We start from the raw sequence: 13,947 nt of genomic DNA, 5'->3' as shown, positions 1-13,947 counted from the left end.
TTCGGGCTGGTTATTGCTCCGCGTCTTCGCTCAGGGTGAGGTCCCAGCGCTGCTCGGTGAGTTTGTCGCGCCAGGTGGTGTTCTCGGTTTCCTCGGTAAGGCGGAAGCCGAAGCTCTCGTAAAGGTGGCAGGCGGCGTCGAGTCCGCGGAAGGTCCAGAGGAAGACGTGGTTAAAGCCGCGTTGCCGGCAGTAGCCGATGGCGACGTTCATGAGGCGGCGGCCGAGGCCGCTGCCGCGGAAGGCGGGCTCGATGAGGAACCAGCGGAGCTGGCCGGTGGCCGGGCCGGCGGCGACGATGGCGATGCAACCGACGACTTGGCCGGCGGCTTCGGCGACCCAAATCTCGCCGTCGGCGCCGCCGGCGAAAAATTTGGCCATGCCGGCGATGACATAGCTTTCGAAGACTTTGTCGAGGCCGTATTCCTGCTCGTAGAGGATGCCGTGGCGATGGGATATGTAGCCGGCGTCGCCCGCCCGGTAAGGACGGATGACGATTTCGGCCTGCGGCTGGGGCTGGCGGGACAGGATGGCCCGGATGCCGGACATGTGGGCGACGAGCTGCTGCTGTTCGTCGACGCTGAGGCCGGCGAGAAGGTCGACGATTTCGCGGGTGGAGGCGTCGGAGATTGCCGTCATGACGCTCTTGCCTTTGTCGGTCAGGGACAGCAGCTGGACGCGCCCGTCGGCCGGGGCCTTGGCGGTGGCCAGCAGTTTCTCGCGCCTGAAACGCCGGAGAATGCGGCTAAGGTAGCCTGGGTCGATTTCCAGCAGCCGGGTAAGGTCGGTGGCGGTGTATTGGCCGGCCATGAGCAGCTCAAGCAGCACACGCGCCTCGGCCAGCGAATAGGGGCTGTCGAGGATGGTTTTGTTGACGAGGCCGATGATGTTGGTGTAAAAACGGTTGAATTCCCTGATTTTGGCGGCCCGCTGCAGGGTGGCGTCCTGCATAGGTCAACCCCTCCTTCACGTGTCTTTTGCCACCAAAATATCATATTTATTTGACTTAGTCAAGTAATTTACCGGGGTAAGGTTGCGGTGAGCGCGCCGGGATGCTGCGCCTCCGCCGGGAGTACTCCCACAAAAAAAGCACGACGTTTTCGCCGTGCTTGGTTTCGTGATGCCATCCCCCGCCCTCACCCGTGCGGGAGGCTGGCGGCGAAGGCGCGCAGTTCGAAGAGTTCGTGTTCTTTGTATACTTTGGTTATGAAGGCGGTCAGGTTTACGGTGAGGTCGAAATCCGCACTGTTTTCGACGACCGCGCCGGCGGCGTCGAGGATTATTTTGACGACCGGCCGGGCCTGGAGCCTGGGCTGAACGCGGGCGACGACCGCGGTTTCGCCGCCGCTGAGCTGAACGACGGTGCCGATGGGATAGATGGCGACGTTGGCGAGGAAGATGTCGAGGATGGTTTTGTCGATGTATCTGTCGCCAAGGGTCATCATTATTTCGTAGGCTTCGTGGGGCAGCATGCCTTTGCGGTAGGGACGGTCGGCGATGAGGGCGTCGAAGATGTCGGCGACGGCGACGATACGGGCGTATTCGTGGATTTCTTCGCCTTTGAGACGGCGCGGGTAGCCGGTGCCGTCAAAGCGTTCGTGATGCTGGAAGGCGACGTGGGCGGCGAGGGTAGATATCTCCCGCCGTTTGCGGACTATTTCGAAGCCTGCGTTGGCGTGCCTCTGCATGGCTGCGGATTCGGTGGAGGTGAGGTTGCCGACTTTGAGGATGACTTCCTTGGGAACGGTGAGCATGCCGATGTCGTGGAGGAGGGCGCCGAGGGCGAGGTCGATGAGTTTTGCTTCGTTGTAGTCGAGGTTGAGGGCGATAAGGACGGAGATTATGGCGACGTTGACCGAGTGGGCGTAGACGTAGTCCTGATAGGTGCGCAGGTCGAAGGTGTGGATCATGGATTCGCGGTTGCCGATGATCTCCGCTACCGTATTTTTTACTTCGCTGCGCAGGGCCAGGGTGTCGAGTTCGCCGCTTTTCTGGTAGTCGGCGAAGGCTGTCTGGAGCTCCTGGATGAGCTTGACCCTTGTATCCTCGCGCACGAGTTCGGGAACGTCGATAGCTTCGAAAAGCGGGTTCTGTATGTAGATCGAGCCGATGCCCAGGTTGTTGAGTTTTCTGATGCTGGCGTCGGTTAGGACCATACCGTTTCTGACGAGCAGCCGGCCGTCGGCGCCGCGCACGTTACTGGCGACGGTCATGCCGGGCTGTAAGACGGCGAGTGATACGCGCTGCATACTGCACCCCTATCTGCTTGAGTACGGGTGCGGCAGGCGATACCGGGCTGCGACCCGTGCGGACGGCGATAAATGAGACTATAAGAAAATTTTATTACTTTTGCCAACAAACTGCCAGGGACTTAGGTCCTAAAAAACCGGGAAGAAAGTCCCTTCCCCATGCCCCCGGGAGTGCGCCTCGCTTCCTCCCCGCCTGCTGGAGCCGGCCGTTGCGAAGGAATAACGGTCCCGGGCGACGAATACATTTTATGAAAAAGCCCCGGCGGGCACCGACGGAGGGAAGCATGAGCAGTCACGGCCCGGAGAAGGAGCCGTCCGCCGAGCATCTGCGGCGGCTGGTCGAACGCCTGGAGGCGATGCGGATCGCCGATTACCTGGAACTGCTGGAAAAGCCGCGCCGGCTGGTGGTGACTAATTTTATCGCCGGCATCGCCCGCGGCCTGGGGTTCGCGATCGGGACGACGGTCGTTTTCGCGGTCGTGATCGAGGTGCTGAGGCGGCTTATCCTGATAAATATCCCGCTGATCAGCGATTATCTGGTGGATATCATCCGCCTGATCGAACTGCGAAAATAGTTTAAGAAAAAAGGCGCCTGGAAGGGCGCCTTTTATTGTTTGGGTTTGGCCAGGCGGTTGAAGATCGGCGGCACGAGCGAGGCGAGGGGCTGCTGGAAGAGTATGAAGAGGGTTATGGGCACGGCGACGGCTGGCGGGAAATGGGCTATGGCAAGCACGAGCCCGGAGCTGATGTTGCGTATGCCGATGCTGTAGACCATGGCGACGGTGATGTCGCTGGGCCGCCCCTTGACGGCGAAGGAGCCGAGATAGCCGAGAAAATAGCTGGCGACGACGATGGCGAAGGTGATGAGGACCATTTTCAGCATCGCCGGGCTCCAGTTTACTGCGGGCGCGACGAGGGCGGCGTTGAGGAAGATGACTCCGTAGAAGGTCGATTTGGCGGTAATGCCGCCGATGCCTTTGGCGAACGCGACGGCTTTTTCTTTGAGGAGGTCGTGGAGGGCCATGCCGACGAGGCTGGGGATGGTTATCATCCACAGAAGCTGCAACGCCATTTCTTTGTAGTCGATGTGGATGGCCTGGCCGACGGTGACGAGGAAGAAGGCGGGCAGGAAAAAGGGCACAAGCACGGTGTCTAAAGCCAGGGTGACGAGCGCTACCGGCACGTTGCCCTTGGCGATGGAGGTCCAGATGACGGAGGTCACGCCGACAGGCACTGAGGCGGCGACGAGATAACCGGTGCGGACGCTGATGTCGTCGGGATAGAAGGTGTAGCCCATCAGCCAGGCCATCAGCGGCGAGACCAGGTGGGCGAGGCAGAGGGTCCACAGGGGGACCCACGGTTTGCTGAGCACTTTGCCGAACTGCATGAGGCTGGTTTCCAGCGCGGTGACGAAGGTGGCGTAGCCGAACAGGGCGATGAGGGCCAGGCGGAGCGTGGGCGAGTCGGCGACGGTCGAGTTGAAGCCGATCAGGAGCGCCCCGAGCACTCCCAGGTACATTTTTTTTCCCAGCCAGGCGTTGAGTTTGTAAAAGTTCATGTGGCAGTTTTCCTTTTGCGCTATTGTCGGCCCGACGGCCGCGGCGTGCATGTTCTAAGGTTATAGTATGTACGGGGAGCGGATTTTGCCGTTGTGAATGTATTCCAGCCGCCCGCTCAGTCGTTAATGAAGATGGTGATGTCGCGACCCATCTGCTTGGCCTGGTAGAGGGCCTTGTCGGCGGAGGCGAGGAGACGTTCGCCAATGCCTTCGCCGGCTCTGTCGCGGCTCTGCATGGTGGCGCCGCCGATGCTGACCGTGACGTTGATGCAGCCTTTGCCGATCTGGAATTGACGTTCCGATACCCTGAGGCGCAGACGCTCGGCGACGGATACCGCCTGGACGCGGTCGGTGTCGGGGAGAATGACGGCGAATTCCTCGCCGCCGTAGCGGGCGGCCAGGTCGACATTGCGGAAGCTTTCTTTGATGATGGCGCCGAGCTGCTCTAGCACGGCGTCGCCCGCCGGGTGCCCGTGAAGGTCGTTGATCGCTTTGAAGAAGTCGACGTCGATCATGAGCAGGCTGAGGGGTTTGGCGGTGCGCCGCATTTTTTTGATTTCGCGGTCGAGGACGTAATCGAACATCCGCCGGTTGGACAGGCCGGTGAGCAGGTCGTAGAAGCTTATCCGCTGGATGTTGGCGTAGATGTCTTTGCGGCCGAGGAGCATTGTGACGTGGCCGACGGTCCGTTCGATGAATTTTTCCAGGGCGGCCGGGTCGGCGGATTTGTCGATCTGCCGCCAGTAGAATACGATCAGGCCCTGCAGGTTTTCCCGGTAGGCGATCGGCACGGTGTAGAGCAGTTTTGCGGCGCCGGCGCCGCCCTGGCGGAAGGTCTGCTTGACGATCAGGCCTTTGTGCCCGTCTTCGGGGTTGGGCAGCAGCTTCTGCAGCTGTTCTTTGCCGTAGAGGGTCTTGAGGCGACCGATGTCGGCCATGGTGAAGCCGCGGGCCATGACTTCCTGGAGCTGGCTGTCGGGGAGCGCGGGCTCGACGCCGAATACGGCGATGCCGTCGACGCCCAAGACGGAGGCGAAGGTTTCGCCGACTTTGTAGAACAGGCTGCCGAGCGAAGCCTGTTCAAGTTTGAGGGCTTCGATGAGGAAGTCGTTCTCGGCGATGCGGTATTTTGCCTCCCGCTCGCAGTCGGCGCGCTCGATGATGGCCGCCGCCTGTCGGGCAAACAGCGCCAGCAGGTCGGCGTCGAGGTCGGAAAAATGGTCGGGCTGGTCGGCGAAGGCTTCAAGTACGCCGATTACGCCCTGGGCGGTGACGATGGGGACGCCGACCAGGGACAGCAGGCCGAGGCGGGCAACGCCGGGACGCAGGCGGTAGTTGTACTGGGAAAGGTCGTGAACGGCGATGGGCTGGCCGCTAAGGTAGCTGCTGCCCATAAATTTTTTTTCGAGCGATACGTCACCGGGGTCGACATTGCTGCGCCAGGCGACCGCCCGGAATGTCTCGGTGGCGGCTTCGTAGCGGCTTAGGAAAAGATGGTCGCAGCCGACTGCCGCCTGGGCTTCCTGGACGAGAAGGTCGAGGGCGTCCCGCGTTTTGGCGCCTGTTGCGATGGCCATGCTGAGGCCCTTGATGAACCGCGCGAGGTCGATCGGGGCGCGGTTGGTTTGTTTTTGGTCGTCGTTCATACACAACATCTCCGCTCTGAAGGCATCGGCCGCCGCCGGACGCAGACGGCAAAAACCGGCGGTATTCGCCGGTTAGTATTTCTTGTGCCACATAACCTGATAGGCGCTGGTCGGATAGGTGTCGTCGCGTTTGATCTGGACGGTCTCATCTTTGTCGGCGGTTTTTATGCTGACTCCTTTGGCGCCGGACATGATCGTGACTCCAGGCAGGATTACGCGCTCGTTGCTCTGCTTTTTGAGCGTGTAGGAGTATTCGACGGCGGCGGCCGGTGCGGGCGTGAAAGCTTCGGGTTTGTCCGCCAGCTTCATCTGGCCGCTCCGGTTGGCGGCCGGGGCGGGCGACGGGCTTTCGGCGACAGGCTGCGCTGGCGGGACGGCGGCCGGCGTGGCGGCGGGCGGCGCTGGCGGCGGGCCCTGCACGGCGAAGAAACCGGCCTGGACGAGGAGGAAAGCGGTGGTGACGAGGGTCAGTACGATGGCCAGCTGCCAGAGCGTTTTTTTAGCCATGCTATTGTCCTTCCGTGGAAACCAGGTTTTGGGGTTATATTCGCCGCGCGCGGCGTGACTCCCTCCCGCCGGCGGCTTTTTCCCGCGGCGAAAATGACGGAGCCGCCGACAATGCCCGCGAAAGGGCTTGTAGGCGGCCTGGGGAACGGGAGCAACGCCGCAGGTGGCGCCTTATCAACGACCGGCGTATATCTGCGGGTTGACGCAGGTGAGCGGCTTGCCCCCCTTGAGGACGGCGATGATGTTTTGGGCCGCGAGAGCTGCCATGGCGTCGCGCGTTTCGACGGTGGCGTTGCCGAGGTGGGGGCAGAGGATGACGTTGTCGAGTTCTTCGAGGCCGGGGGTAATTTGGGGCTCGAATTCGTAGACGTCGAGGGCGGCGCCGGCGATGGCGCCTGCGCGCAGCGCTGCGAGGAGGGCTTGTTCGTCGATGAGCGGCCCGCGGGCGGCGTTGATGATGTAGGCGGTGCTCTTCATGGCGGCCAGTTGGGGAGCGCCGATCATATGACGCATGGATGGGTCGTAGCTCACGTGGAAGGTGAGGAAGTCGGCGGCGCGGATGACGTCCTCAAGGGGCAGGTACTCGACGCCGAGTTCGGCTTCCTGGGCCGGGCTGAGCCTGGTGCGAGAGTGGTAGACGACGCGCATGTCGAAGCCTTTGGCGCGTTTGACGACGGCTTTGCCGATGTTGCCCAGGCCGACGACGCCGAGCGTTTTGCCGCTGACTTCGACGCCGAGGTGGTAGAGGGGCGCCCAGCCGGTAAATTTGCCGGCGCGGGTGTTTTTGTCGCCTTCGACGATGCGGCGGGCGATGGCGATGATGAGGCCCCAGGTGAGGTCGGCGGTGGCGGCGGTGGAGACGGCCGGGGTGTTGGTGACGGGGATGCTGCGGGCGGTGGCGGCGGCGAGGTCGATGTTGTTGAAGCCGGCCCCGTAGTTGGCGATGATTTTGAGGTTGGGGTTGGAGTTGATGACGGCGGCGTCGATGCCGTCGGACAGGAGCGGCAGCAGGGCGTCGCAGCCGGCGAGGCCGGCGATGATTTCTTCCCTGGTGAGGAGCGTAAGGCTGTCGTGCATGGTGACTTGAAACTCGGCGGCGAGCATGTCGTAGGCCACACGAGGAACTTTTCCGGAGATGAATACTTTTTGCTGCATATTTTATCCCTCCTTGCGGGTCTATCTTATCGTATTTTCTCCTATAGGTAAAATTCATATTCCGAATGTTTTCTATGCGCTTAATTTATAATACAATAGAAGGGTAAGGAGGCGAGGTTATGGATATACGTCATCTCGAATATTTTCTCGAGGTCGTCAGGCAGGGCAGCTTTAGTAAAGCCGCCGCCAGGCTCCATGTCACCCAGCCGTCGATCAGCAAGATGATCAAGTCGCTGGAGGAGGATCTGTCGGTTACGCTGTTTCACCGCAACACCAAGCAGGTGGAGCTGACCGACGCCGGTCAGGCGCTCTTGGAACAGGCCCAGCAGATTGTCGGTCTTTTCCAGAACCTGACGGTGGAGCTCGATAACGTGACCAGCCTGCGCAAAGGACGGCTGCGGATCGGCATGCCGCCGATCGCCGCTTCGACCGTTTTCCCCCGCGCGCTGGGGGAGTTCAACCGGGCGTATCCGAGTATCGGGATCGAGCTGTACGAATACGGGTCGAAGAAGATCGAGGAGGCGGTGCTTGACGGCACGCTGGATACGGGGGTGGTCTGCACGCCGCCGGCGAAGACCGCCCTGCTGGCCGTGTATTCTTGCATCCGCGACCCGCTGCGGGTGATCGTCCATCCGAGCCACCGCCTGGCAGGCCAACCGGCCGTCGATTTTACGGCGCTGGCGGACGAGTCTTTCGTGCTGTACCGCGAGGATTTCAGTCTCCACGACCATATCCGCCAGCGTTGCGGCCAGGCGGGCTTTGCGCCGCGGGTGATCTGCCAGACCTCGCAGCGGGAGTTCATGACCGGGATGGTGGCCGCCAACCTCGGGATCGCTTTGCTGCCGGGTTCGATCTGCGACGGGCTTGATCCGGCGGCGATCGTTTCCGTGCCGCTGGCCGGTCCGCCGTTATGCCTGGAGCTGGCGGTGATCCGCCGCCGCGACCGTTATCTGTCGTTCGCCGCCCGCCAGTGGCTGACGTTCACGGCGGAGTTTCTCGGCCTGGAGCCGGCGGGAATATGAAAAGCGAAAACCGGGGGTTTGGCCCCGGTTTTTTCTTGTTTGCGGGTTATTTCCCGTCCTGCTTAGGAGTGAAAAGGCCGATGAATTTTTCCGCGAGGACGGGGTCGAACATGGCGCCTTTGCCGGCGGCGATTTCCCGCAGCGCTTCTTGGGTCGAGATCGCCTGGCGGTAGGGGCGGTCCTGGGTCATGGCGTCGAAGGCGTCGGCGATGAGGAGGATGCGGCATTCGACGGGTATTTCTTCGCCCCTGAGGCCGAGCGGGTAGCCGCCGCCGTTCCACCACTCGTGGTGTTTGAGGATCCAGTCGGCGATGTGGTGGAAGTCGGGCGAGGCGACTGCGATGCGATAGCCGATCTCGCTGTGGCGGCGCATGATTTTTGTTTCGGCTTCACTCAGGCGCCCGGGCTTGAAGAGGATGTTGTCGGGGATGCCGACTTTGCCGATGTCGTGGAATTGGGCCAGCAGGCGCAGGTCGCCGATCCGCCGCTCGGGGATGCCGACAACTCTGGCGAGGTTTTCGACGTGTTCCTGCAGGCGGTCGGCGTGGCCCTCGGTGATGAAGTCGCGGGCGTGCAGCGCTTCGGTTAGGGTTTTGACGAGGGCGCTGCGGGCGCTGCTGCTGCGGTGAAGTTTTTCCCGGTACATGCTGCTGTCCGCTTCGCGATAAGCTTCGTCCATGCTGCCGCGGGCGGGCCCGCGGATGGCGTACCCCAGCGAGACGCTGAGCACGTACTCCCGGCTGTTGATGTTGTCGGCGGCGATGGCGGCCATTATGCCGTCGACAATGTCCTGCAGGCTGGCTTCGTCGGTGGCGGGGAGAAGTACGGCGAATTCGTCGCCGCCGATCCGGCAGAGGACGGCGTTGTCGGGCACTTTGTCCTTGATGATGCGGGCCGCCTGCAGGAGCAGGTCGTCGCCCACGGCGTGCCCCAGGGTGTCGTTGACGAGTTTGAGGCCGTCGATATCGCTGATGATGATGCCGGCCGTCGGGTAATCCCCTGTGTCGAGACGCTGCATTTCCTGCTCGAAGTACCGGCGGTTGTACATGTCGGTGAGGAGGTCGTGGGTGCTGGCGTAGGTGAGCCGCCGTTCCGATTCCTTGCGCTCGGAGATGTCCCGGTAGATTATGTAGCCGCCCACCTGTTTGCCCATTACGACGATCGGGTAGCCGAGGACGAAGATGTCGAACAATTGCCCGTCCTTGCGTCTGCGGACGGTCTCCTTCTCGACTACTCTGTTGTTGAGCACGCTGCTACTGATTTCGATCCCTTCTTCGCGCAGTTCGTCCGGTACGACGAGATCGTTGATGTAGCTGCCTTGGGCCTCGGCGAAGGTGTAGCCGAACAGGCGGACGAAGTTTTGGTTGACTCTCACGATCCGGTCGGCGGCATCGATGATGGCGATGCTCTCCGGGGAGTTTTCGAACAGCTGCTCGAAGTACTCCTTCTGGAGGGCGAGTTCGTGCTGCGAGGCCTGTTCCTGCCTGATGAGTTTTTCGAGTGTGGTTACCATGGCGGTGAACCGGTCGCTGATTTCGGCGAATTCCGCGGCGGAGGAATCGTGCCAGCGGGCGGAGAAGTCGCCTTTTTGCACCCTGGCCATCGCCCCCACAAGGCCGCGCATTCTGGAGGCGATGCCGCTGGCGACGGTTACGCCGATGAGGAGGGCGAGAAAGACCGCCGCCGCCCCCACGCCTACCGTCCTGTCTTTTATCGGCGCCAGTTCTTTGCGGATGTTATCCTGGGGAATGAAGCCGACGAGCTTCCACCCCGTCTGGGGGATGGTGATGTAGCTGACGAAGGCGTTGCCGTTCTCGTGGGGACGAAGGATGACCCCTTTGGGCTTGTTTTTTATTTCCCAGAACCAGAATTCATCGGTTACGGTGGTCCCCAGCGCAGCCGGATTGGGATGGGACATTACGAGGCCGCCCTGGTCGACAAGGATGGCGTAGCCGCCCTGTTCGAAATAGATCTTGTTGACGACGTTGGCCAGTGATTGCAGGGAGATGTCGACGCCGAGCACGCCGGCAACGTGTCCGTCGACCGTTACCGTCCGCGCGGCGCTGATGATCGGCTTGAAGGTGATGGCATCGAGGTAGACGCCGCTCCATACGGTGTGTCCGGGGTTGTCCACCGCTTTTATGTACCAGGGGCGCTTGCGGGGATCGAAATCATCGGCCGGCAAGGTGTTGGACGAGACGATGAAGCGACCGTCGGCGGTGCCGATGAAGACAGCCGGCAGACTGTGGTGTAAACGCCTGAACTGGTCCCATTCGGCCGTGAGCGAACCGGGGTTGGACAGGGAATGTGCCTGGCCGCTTTCGAGGTTGAGGGCGAAGGTGTCGATAGCTGTCCCGACGTCGGAGAGGAAGTTTTCGATGAAGAAGACTCTGGCGTTCTCCATTGCCTCCAGGCTGTGGTCTTTGGCTTTGTCGAGGAGGATGTCTTCGGTTTTCTGATAGGACAGCACGCCGAGAACGATTATGGGGAGAACAATGAGCGCAACGAAAGCGGCAATCATCTGAGCCCTGATGCTGAATATCACTTTTTCGCCCCCGTGCCCTTCTGCGCAAATATTGTCGCAATATGTCTCACAAGGCTTATTTTATCACGTCGGGGGGCCTGCGGGAATAGTCAATCGTATTAACTGCTGCGGGCTTATGGACGGTCTGAAGGGCCCCTCGCCAAGCGGGGCCCTCCTGTGTACGCCTTATCCTTTCGGCTTTACCGGCAGGCCGGGATATTGCCCTGGGTAGATTATTATTTCGCGGTCGGTCATGACCTTGGCGACGACCCTGAGGACGACGGCGACGTTGAAGTGCCGGAACCCTTTGTCGTCATGATGGTCGCTCGGGGCGCATTTCGGCTTGCACCACGGGTGGCCGTGGTCATGGTCCCAGTGGTCGTCATACCCGCAGTTGTCGTCGTCGCAGTGGTCGTGATGGCCGTGACCGCAGTTGTCGTCGTCGCAGTGGTCGTGATGGCCGTGACCGCAGTTGTCGTCGTCGCAGTGGTCGTGGGTCATGCCTTTGCCGTAATGGTATTTGCCGCGGTGATGGTGGTGGTGATGCGGGCAGTCGTAGTCGACGTACTCGACCATGACGCTGGCATCGGCGTCCATGCCGCACATAGCGCCCCAGATGGGGACGTCGGCGGTGAATCTGACGCGGCGCACTTCCACGGCGTGGACGGGCTGGTCGGGCAGACAGGCTACATAGATGGCCTTGATTTCGAAGTCGCCGCAGACGATGACTTTGTTGTGAATAATGTCGACGTCGTGTATGCACAGTTTTTTGATGAATACGTCGATGACTTGTTCGATCGCCGGTTTCCGGCGCGGAACACGGACGCAGATGTCGAGCGTGCACTGGGTTTCTCCCTCGCCGACCAGTTGCCGGACGACGATGCTTTGCGGCCCGGCCTGCGCGCCCAGCACGCACTTGCCGAGGACGGGTTTGGGTTTATATAAGTAGTTCACGGTTTCCCCCCCCTTTTTCGGTGTTCAGATTATTATATGAGGCGAAGGGGGGCGGCGTGAGAGACCGGCCTGCCGCCGGCGCATTTGTGCGGCTTGTTTATTGTCGCGCGGGTATCATGCTATAATATGTTTATTGATATTATTCGCTGCCGGCGCTTGCCGGTGAATATAGGACGGAGGCAGGCTATGGAGCTGGTTTTGCTTAGACACGCGAAGGCCGAGGAGGATTCGGCCGCTCTTCCCGACGAGCGGCGCGAGCTGGTGCCGAAGGGACGCAAACGCGCTTTGGCGGTGGCCATGGGGCTTGAGCGGCTGCTGCCTGCCGGGGGGCGGGTCGAAATTTGGACGAGTCCGGCGCTACGGGCGCGTCAGACGGCCGATATTATCGCCGATTATCTAGGCGCGGCTATGGTGAAGGAGCATGCGGCCATTTACGCCGGCAGTTTGGAGAGCCTCATCGCCGAGTGGGCCGGCGCGGCCGAGGAGCGGACGGTGATCGTCGTGGGCCATGAACCTTATCTGGGTATCTGGGCGCGGCAGTTGGCCGATGTGACGCTGCCGTTCAAGAAGTGCGCGGCGGCCGGGTTTACGCTCGCTGCGCCCGATTTTGCCACAGGCACGCTGCGGTGGTTCGCCGGGCCGAAGGTTTTGTCGTCGCTGGGCGACAATAAGGATTAGGGGGTATAGGCCATGCCAGGTTTGGATACCGAGGTGGAACTGAAGCTGCGCTTGCTGGCGCCCGAGGCCTGGGCAGGGGTTTTCGCGGCCCCGGCCGTGGCGGCGCTGCTGCTGACGCCTCCCGAGGACGAACACTTGGAGTCATGGTATTTCGATACGGCGGAGGGCGACTTGCAGGAGGCCGGTCTGGCTTATCGCATCCGCCTGGAGGGCGACCGGTGGGTGGCGACGGTGAAGGCGGACGGGTCGTCCGCCGGCGGTTTGCATGAGCGGCGGGAATGGAACGTGACTGTCGACGGGCCGGAGCCCAGTTACGATTATTTCCGCGCGACCGAGGCCGGCCCGCTTTTGACGGCGGCAGGCGGCGGTGCGCCTTTGACGCCGCGGTTCAGCACTGTTTTCGACCGGCGGCGGGCAGATGTGGCCGTGGGCGACAGCCGCATCGAGGTGGCTGCCGACCGGGGAACGATCCTGGCCGGCGGCCGGGAAGAGGCGATTGCCGAGGTGGAGCTGGAGCTGAAGGATGGGGCGGCGGCGGCGGTGCTCGCGCTGGGCGCGGAGCTCGCCCGCCAGCTCCCGTTGGCGGTGGAGCCGCGCAGCAAGTATTACCGCGCTCTGGTGCTGGCCGGCCTTGACGAAGGCTTCGGGCCGGTGGCGACGCCGCCGCTCGATCCGGAGGACGCTGTCGTGCCGGCTGTGAGGAGCCTTGTCGCCGGTCAGATCCATACGGTTTTGACCGCCTACGCGTTTTTCGCGGCCAACGATAAGAACGCCGAGGCGCTGCACCTGCTGCGCGTCGAGCTGCGCCGCCTGCGTTCGCTGGCCGCGTTCGCAAAGCCGCTGGCCGACCCGGCGGAATACGAGGCGTGGCAATCCGAGCTGCGCGCCTTGAGCAGGGCGACCCACGATCTGCGTGAGGCCGACGTGATCGGCGATGCGTGGCGGGAGATGCTCGCCGCGCGCGCTGCGCTCGCCCCGCCGCCCTGGCTGGAGATGCTGCTGGCGACCGAGCGGGATAAGCTGCTGGCGGAGCTCAATGCCAATCTGGGACAGGGACGCGTGACAGGTACGCTGCTGGCTTTCTGGGCATGGCTGGCCGATGAGAGGTCGCTGCGGGCGAGCGATCTGACGCTGGAGGATTTCGCCGTTTCGCGCCTGGGCGGCTGGCTGGAGGAGATGCGGATGGCGGGCAAGGATATCGGCCTGGCGGACACGGCTGCCCTCCACCGGCTGCGGATTGAGGGGAAAAAGCTCCGTTATGTGCTGGAGAGCCTGCCTTTTAATGACCGGCGCACGAGGCTGCTCGTCGCCCGGCTGCGGCGGCTGCAGGACTGCCTGGGACAGGTGCACGACGCCGTGCTGGTCGACGCGGCGATGGGCCGCTGGATGAGCGAACACGCCAGCCGGATCGTCCACCGCGACGCGGGGATGCTGATGGGCTGGATGACGCGGCTGAACGTTGAGGCGGGCGGGGAGTTTGCGGCCGCCTGGAAGCGGTTCCGGCGGGCGGCGAAGCGCTGGCAAAAGGAATAGCAGGACAGATATGAAAAGAACCGGCTTATGGACTGAACCCCGAAAAATGGACATTGAGCAAAAGAGCCTCCTGTTGTAGGATGACTACGACAGGAGGCTCTTTCATGGGAAAACATTTCGGTA

General features: G+C 62.1%; 12 protein-coding genes. 4 read left to right on the top strand and 8 right to left on the bottom strand.

The features are described 5' to 3' along the window. Positions 1–10: 10 nt before the first annotated feature. Both RIN56_09300 and RIN56_09295 read right to left on the bottom strand, forming a co-directional pair. Positions 11–949: a helix-turn-helix domain-containing GNAT family N-acetyltransferase gene (locus RIN56_09300; protein MDR7867006.1), complete on the bottom strand. Its 939-nt coding sequence runs from the start codon at positions 947–949 to the stop codon at positions 11–13. A gap of 185 nt (positions 950–1,134) precedes the next feature. After that, positions 1,135–2,247 carry an HD-GYP domain-containing protein gene (locus RIN56_09295; GenBank protein ID MDR7867005.1) on the bottom strand — a complete coding sequence of 371 codons (1,113 nt, stop codon included), beginning with the start codon at positions 2,245–2,247 and terminating at the stop codon, positions 1,135–1,137. A 284-nt stretch (positions 2,248–2,531) separates the two neighbouring features. On the opposite strand from RIN56_09295, the gene RIN56_09290 reads away from it, so the two are divergent. Then, positions 2,532–2,822 carry a DUF5665 domain-containing protein gene (locus RIN56_09290; protein ID MDR7867004.1) on the top strand — a complete coding sequence of 97 codons (291 nt, stop codon included), beginning with the start codon at positions 2,532–2,534 and terminating at the stop codon, positions 2,820–2,822. 32 nt (positions 2,823–2,854) lie between these two features. Here the strand turns inward: RIN56_09290 and RIN56_09285 are convergent, their stop codons facing one another. The 4 genes from RIN56_09285 to RIN56_09270 form a co-directional block, all read right to left on the bottom strand. Then, positions 2,855–3,805: a bile acid:sodium symporter gene (locus RIN56_09285; GenBank protein MDR7867003.1), complete on the bottom strand. Its 951-nt coding sequence runs from the start codon at positions 3,803–3,805 to the stop codon at positions 2,855–2,857. Positions 3,806–3,921: 116 nt separating this feature from the next. Next, complete coding sequence (locus RIN56_09280; protein ID MDR7867002.1) at positions 3,922–5,451, bottom strand: sensor domain-containing diguanylate cyclase; 1,530 nt, start codon at positions 5,449–5,451, stop codon at positions 3,922–3,924. A 72-nt stretch (positions 5,452–5,523) separates the two neighbouring features. Further along, positions 5,524–5,958 carry a hypothetical protein gene (locus RIN56_09275; protein ID MDR7867001.1) on the bottom strand — a complete coding sequence of 145 codons (435 nt, stop codon included), beginning with the start codon at positions 5,956–5,958 and terminating at the stop codon, positions 5,524–5,526. A gap of 174 nt (positions 5,959–6,132) precedes the next feature. Next, entirely contained in the window at positions 6,133–7,113 is a 981-nt protein-coding gene (locus RIN56_09270; GenBank protein MDR7867000.1) for an NAD(P)-dependent oxidoreductase, read from the bottom strand. 119 nt (positions 7,114–7,232) lie between these two features. Between RIN56_09270 and RIN56_09265 the strand changes: the two genes are divergently transcribed. After that, positions 7,233–8,135: a LysR substrate-binding domain-containing protein gene (locus RIN56_09265; GenBank protein ID MDR7866999.1), complete on the top strand. Its 903-nt coding sequence runs from the start codon at positions 7,233–7,235 to the stop codon at positions 8,133–8,135. Positions 8,136–8,181: 46 nt separating this feature from the next. Here the strand turns inward: RIN56_09265 and RIN56_09260 are convergent, their stop codons facing one another. Both RIN56_09260 and RIN56_09255 read right to left on the bottom strand, forming a co-directional pair. Next, entirely contained in the window at positions 8,182–10,680 is a 2,499-nt protein-coding gene (locus RIN56_09260; GenBank protein ID MDR7866998.1) for a diguanylate cyclase, read from the bottom strand. Between the two features lie 165 nt (positions 10,681–10,845). Further along, on the bottom strand, positions 10,846–11,613 hold the full coding sequence (locus tag RIN56_09255) for a DUF3794 domain-containing protein (GenBank protein ID MDR7866997.1): 768 nt from the start codon (positions 11,611–11,613) through the stop codon (positions 10,846–10,848). Positions 11,614–11,799: 186 nt separating this feature from the next. On the opposite strand from RIN56_09255, the gene RIN56_09250 reads away from it, so the two are divergent. Both RIN56_09250 and RIN56_09245 read left to right on the top strand, forming a co-directional pair. After that, positions 11,800–12,291, top strand: a complete 492-nt coding sequence (locus tag RIN56_09250) for a histidine phosphatase family protein (GenBank protein ID MDR7866996.1) — start codon at positions 11,800–11,802, stop codon at positions 12,289–12,291. 12 nt (positions 12,292–12,303) lie between these two features. Beyond that, on the top strand, positions 12,304–13,824 hold the full coding sequence (locus RIN56_09245) for a CHAD domain-containing protein (protein MDR7866995.1): 1,521 nt from the start codon (positions 12,304–12,306) through the stop codon (positions 13,822–13,824). Positions 13,825–13,947: the final 123 nt, after the last annotated feature.

Source organism: Sporomusaceae bacterium (genome assembly GCA_031460455.1).
Classification (GTDB): Bacteria; Bacillota; Negativicutes; order Sporomusales; family UBA7701; genus Anaeroselena.
This window is presented reverse-complemented; position numbering and strand designations above follow the sequence as displayed.

Bases quoted from the DNA above. Each gene is read 5' to 3' on its own strand.
- RIN56_09250 (MDR7866996.1), top strand. From the start codon at position 11,800: ATGGAGCTGGTTTTGCTTAGACACGCGAAGGCCGAGGAGGATTCGGCC.
- RIN56_09285 (MDR7867003.1), bottom strand. From the start codon at position 3,805: ATGAACTTTTACAAACTCAACGCCTGGCTGGGAAAAAAAATGTACCTG.
- RIN56_09280 (MDR7867002.1), bottom strand. From the start codon at position 5,451: ATGAACGACGACCAAAAACAAACCAACCGCGCCCCGATCGACCTCGCG.
- RIN56_09290 (MDR7867004.1), top strand. From the start codon at position 2,532: ATGAGCAGTCACGGCCCGGAGAAGGAGCCGTCCGCCGAGCATCTGCGG.
- RIN56_09300 (MDR7867006.1), bottom strand. From the start codon at position 949: ATGCAGGACGCCACCCTGCAGCGGGCCGCCAAAATCAGGGAATTCAAC.
- RIN56_09270 (MDR7867000.1), bottom strand. From the start codon at position 7,113: ATGCAGCAAAAAGTATTCATCTCCGGAAAAGTTCCTCGTGTGGCCTAC.
- RIN56_09275 (MDR7867001.1), bottom strand. From the start codon at position 5,958: ATGGCTAAAAAAACGCTCTGGCAGCTGGCCATCGTACTGACCCTCGTC.
- RIN56_09295 (MDR7867005.1), bottom strand. From the start codon at position 2,247: ATGCAGCGCGTATCACTCGCCGTCTTACAGCCCGGCATGACCGTCGCC.
- RIN56_09245 (MDR7866995.1), top strand. From the start codon at position 12,304: ATGCCAGGTTTGGATACCGAGGTGGAACTGAAGCTGCGCTTGCTGGCG.
- RIN56_09265 (MDR7866999.1), top strand. From the start codon at position 7,233: ATGGATATACGTCATCTCGAATATTTTCTCGAGGTCGTCAGGCAGGGC.